The sequence below is a fragment of the Niastella sp. genome (genome assembly GCF_045805085.1).
Lineage (GTDB): Bacteria > Bacteroidota > Bacteroidia > Chitinophagales > Chitinophagaceae > Niastella.
Map to the genome: position 1 here is coordinate 1 of NZ_JBJMLX010000381.1, position 5,423 is coordinate 5,423.

The following is a 5,423-nucleotide window of genomic DNA, read 5'->3' on the forward strand; positions in this document are numbered from 1 at the left end:
AATCGACAAATACCAGTTTTAATTTACCATTATTTTCAATGCACAAAAAAAGCTGCCCCTACTTTTCGGGACAGCTTTCTTGCTTTCGTAATTAAACCAACACTCCTATTGAGTTATTTTAATCAATTGTACTGTTTTCCTATCCTGGCCCTGCAGCACTTCAATCACGTAGATACCTGGCCTGTAGCTATTCCCCCATTGAATCGTGTTTCTACCTGCAGCGATCTCTTTGGTTTCGATCACTTTACCAAACAGATCTGTTACCTTGATGCGCACATTACCTTTTTGCGGATCGGCATTGATGGTAAGGTTGGTGTAGGAAACTGCCGGGTTGGGCGCCATGGCTACACTCAGCAAGCTGCCGGGACCATGTGCATCATCAATGGCATCCGTCACCGCTGAAATGATCGTTTCGGGTAAGGAAGCGCCGTTATTGATGTTGATGTTTCCACCGGCCAATACCTGTTGATCAGTAAAGAGGCCGTTCCAGTTGCTGGCAAACCACAAACCGCCGGTCTTATTCCAGATAGTAATGGCGACAGCGTCACCGGTACCGGAAGCGTTACGATCAGTCATATCAACCTTTACGGTGGCATTGCCATCAACGGAAACAGGCGCCAACGGATTGGTAATGTCCTGGATGCTGGTTTTGCTGCTAAAGCTTGCCCAGGCTGGTAAGGCGCCTATACCGGGGATTGTCCATAAGGTGTTCAGCGCATTTCCTTTTACCTGGTATACATGCACGCCGTCCCCCTCTGTGCGGCGGATGATGGTATTGAAATTACCCTGCAGGTTTTTACTGCTCTTGTTATACTTCACATTGAAACCAAAGTTGGTTTTGCTACCAGTATCGCCAGCCATTTGTCCGGCGGGATGTGAAAGCTGAATAAAACCACCGCCGCTCACAAATTCTTTCAATGCTTTTGATACGGTAACAATGGTATTGTCAACCGAGGCATCGCGCTGGTAATAACCGCTTACCTGTACGCCAATGGTGAAATCTTTTGCATTGTCAGTGCCCAGATCAACGGACCAGTTATAAGTAGCGGTCCCTGTTTTTGGATCCTGGTTGTTCACCAAAGTGACCGGAACGGTTGCGATCACCGTATTGGTTGTGCGATCGATGAAGGTCACTGTTGCGTTGCTGATATCACCGGCAAACAGATCGGTAGTGGAAGCTGTTGTTTCCGCAGTGATGTCGCGCACAGTAGCACTCAACACCATGGTGGTGGTAGTACCTGAGCCGGTTGAGCCAAACAGGTTTCCGGTGTAGTAAGCCCGCGCATCTTCCTGTTTAATCACAAACGGAACGCTGTCAATAGCTGGTGCAAACAAGCTATCTGCAAACGATGCGTACAGGGTATACGTCCATGCAGGATCTTGCGTAAGCAGCAGACTGGTGCTGGCTTTACCTGTTGTATCTGTTAACGCGCTTGCTGTCTGGTTGCCGATGAGGAAGTAAATTGCTTTGCTTTTCAACACCGTACCGGTTGTTGAATCTGTCAACACCGCTGTCAGTATTTGTTTGTCGGAATACTGTTCGGTGCTGTCACCGGTATATGTAATTATAGCCGTACGATGCTTCACCGTAACGGCGGTTTTGCCTTGTGCACTATTGCCACTGGCGTCTGTTGCAGTGAGGGTCACCGTGTCAACACCTACGTTCGCTGTTATAAAGCTGTTGGGAGATACACGCAGGGTTACGGTGCTGCTATGGTCATAAGAACTGTCATTTACCTGTTCGGGCGTGATGGAGGCCGTGCCGTCCAGCCCGAGTGTAATTGCTATCGGTTTGGTACGCACGATCGGTGCGTCTACATCTTTAACGGCGCCTGTTTGTCCTGCGACAAAACCGCCAAAGCTGGTGTAACCAGCCACCGTTGCATAATATGGATTGGCTGCTGTGCCGGCGCCGGATACCGTGGCCGGAAATTCTGTCCAGGTATTATTGGTATACCGGCCCTGTACCATGGAAGCGGCCGGGTTCAGGTTAGCGCCCTGATTGGCGGTCAACCAGCCCAAACCAATAGTAAGGTTGGTGGTTGCTGGTGTGGCTGGTACAACCGTATATAATTTGTTCACCAGTTTTGTACTATCTGCAACCGGGAAATTCACCCCGGTTTTAATACCCACGCCAATAATGTCGGCTGTGCCGGTATTGGTCAGTTTCACGGGACTGTATGTTTTATCTGTACCAATTGGATAGGTCACTGCACTGGTGCTGATTTTTGTTTTCAGCAAACCACCGCCGGTAATATTAAAGAAAACGCCCGGCGCAAAATTACTATTGGTTGTCACCATGTTTGTGGCGCCGTTGCTGCTGCCGATCGTTCTTGCCCCTGCATCGGCAACGCCTTTGTCGCCAATGTTCAGTACTACCGTACCCACTGAGGGCGTGGTGGCAGAAGTGATAAGGCGGATGGCATTACCCATTAACCAGGTTCCGTTTATATTTATGGTAGTGGCGCCTGGTAAGGTGGCATGGCCAACCACACAGGAAGTACCGGTTGAACGCATGTCGAGCGTACCGTTGATGTTGAAAGTGTAGTTACCAAATTCCCCAATGGTATTGGTTGTTGGACTGCTGCCATTTTGCAGATAACCCGAGCTGCCTATGGTTACCGTTTTGCCTTCCCTGATAGTGATGGTTATGTTGTCATCGTTTTGCGGAGCGGTGGTCCAGGGCAACGTAGTGGCAGTAGAATAATTGGCCCGCATGTAACTGGCCAGGTTCAGGTTGTTATCTATCACCACTTCCATGGTTTGGGCTATACTGTTCACCGTAAATGTATTCAGATAGCTGGCGCCGGTACCTGTAATATACACCTTGCCGTTATCGCGATACCCTTCAAAGTTTATTCTGCTTGTTGTAACGGTGCCTGACCCTACGGTTCCAAAATTATTGAGACTGCTCGCAACACGCAGGTTTCTTTGTGAAGCGGTGCCGCTTGCTCCATCACTTGTTCCGGAGATCAGGTTAGCGCCGGTTTCCACCACCAGGTTGTTTACCCCAGTAGTAGCGTTCAGGGATACTGTATGTCCGGTTTTAATGGTTACCGTTGGGGTTGAACCAGATGGCGGCGTGGCCGTACTTTGCCAGGTAACGCCATCGAATGTTTCCCAGATGGCAGTGGTTACGGTAGAAGTTCCCCAGTTACCACTGGCTTTTGACCGGTAATCGCCGGTTACCGTTACAGGAATATTTGCCGTTTGGAAATTCCATACGGGACCGGTGGTTATGCCATTGCTGTTTTTGCCATCGATGCGCCAGTAATAAGTAGTATTGGGATTTAAACTGGCAGGCGTAAATGTCGCCGATGCAGCAACCACCTCGCCTACTTTCACTAAACTATCAACACTGGTTCCCAGGTACACCTCAAAACTATCCGCATAATTACCTTCCCAGCTGAATGCAGCAGTTTGGTTGTTCAGGAACACATTGGTGGCATTTTGAACCGGTGACGGGTTCACCGTTGTTAAAGGCAGTGTACCTTCCACCGGCGTGGTTACTCCCACGATGGCGCTGTAGGCCGATTCGTTCAGCGGACTGTGCGCTTTAACGCGGTAATAATATTTCATCCCCGATTGCAAACCGCCATCGGTATAGGCAGTTGTACTAGCCGACACATGAGCCACATCGGTAAAGTTCACACTATCAACACTACGCTCTGCAATGAAATAATCTTCGTTATCCGAGTTGTCTGTCCAGCCAACATTCACCGTGCCGGGTTGACCGGCTTTGGCCACGGGGGCACTCAGCGTAAGATTTGTCGGTGCCTCCACATAATTGGGCGATTGAATATCCAATTCGCCGGTGGCAGGTTTGAACACCCACAACAAACCCGGTGCAGGTGTTGCCGGATCGAATTGGGTAATGGTGCCGTTGGTAGCGCCTGACACCGTAAATATTTTGAATTGATCGCCTGATGCCGGGGTACCCGTAAAATTAATCTTCAGGGTTCCGCCATACACCATATCTTTTGTTACGGCCACTTTATCCCAGGTGCTGTTATTCTTATTGAGATCGATAGATGTTACTGCTGTTGATTGCAGGGTAAGATTGTCCTTACCGGTAAAGGTGCCGATCGAACTATCGCCTGGCTCCAAGGTACCGGCTACTACTATTTCACCAGTAACAGATCCCTTACCGGCCAGGGCAGCGCCTTCGTTAACGGTCAGTTTTCCATTACCACTATTTGCGCCATTTACAATCAGTTTACCCGCCTCTACCGTAGTAGTACCGATGTAAGTATTGTTGCCGTTCAAACGCCACAAGCCGGTACCGGTTTTAACGATGGTTGTAGTACCGCTGCCATCAGCCGCATTTCCATACAGGTGGTTATTGATGATGCCGTTAAAAGTTTCATCAGTGCCCAGGCCACCTACCACATACGTGGTAAATCCATTGCCAAAGGTGGGTGATTTTGTTCCACCGCAAGAAAGCCAGGTGCCGGCATTGCCACTGAGGCCACCGATAGATAATACATTGTTATTACTATAAGCAGCAATTTTGGTGTTACCGGTTATAACAAGGCGGTTGTTGGGGAAACCCGTACCGTTATCGATTGGCAATAAACTATACACATCATCTGTATTAATACCATTGGCTACCAGCGTGCCTGTAAAGTCGCTCCAGTCGCCCTGGATGATCTCCCTTAAATAAGGAATGGAATAATTCAGCGTTCCGGCCCCATGCACCGTCATGTTCAGGTTGGCATTGCGGTCGCAGGTAAACCCATTAACGGTGCTATCGTCGATATACAGCTGCAGCGGATAGTTCTCATAAATGGTACCGCTGCCATTGGAGGTAACGTAGGTACCATTATGTAAACGCAGTACGTTGGAAGTACCAATGCCCTGGTTGTTATCGATGATATCGCCGGCCAGTGTAGCGGCGCTCACGGGACTTACTTCCAGGATACCGCCATTGATAACCGTTTCTCCGGCATATGGATTGGCATTTTTTACCACCATTCTACCCGGACCAGATTTGGTAAGCCCGCCATTGCCAGACAGCACGCCGGTAAAGGTAACCGTGCTGGCAGGATTGCTTACATTGAATTCGGTAGTAGCATCCAGTGTTGCATTCCTATCGGTGCTGGTAGTAGCGCCCGAATACAACCAGCTGCCGCCCTTCCAAACCCAATTGAAAGCGTAGTTGGCAGAGGAACCGATAGCGCTGGCCACGCCCCCATTTGCCAGGGTATTAAACTGGATGGCACCGCCATGTAATACGGTAGCACCTGTATAAGTATTGTTAGTGAGCAATGACACTGTGCCGCTGCCGGCTTTGTTCACCGATCTGGTACCTGTTATACTACCCGCACCGGAGAAGGTGTAATTGCCGTTGCTGTTCACGAGGATGTCACCGGTGGCCATAGGCGCTGTAATATTCACGGTTCTTCCAGCGCCTGCTTCCCGAA

At 49.5% G+C, this 5,423-nt stretch carries 1 protein-coding gene; it reads right to left on the reverse strand.

Going from position 1 to position 5,423, the window contains the following annotated elements; all coding sequences use genetic code 11:
* Positions 1 to 105: 105 nt before the first annotated feature.
* Positions 106 to 5,397 (reverse strand): autotransporter-associated beta strand repeat-containing protein, encoded by a 5,292-nt coding sequence (locus ACJ751_RS19590; protein WP_407747213.1) that lies wholly within the window; start codon positions 5,395 to 5,397, stop codon positions 106 to 108.
* Positions 5,398 to 5,423 lie beyond the last annotated feature (26 nt).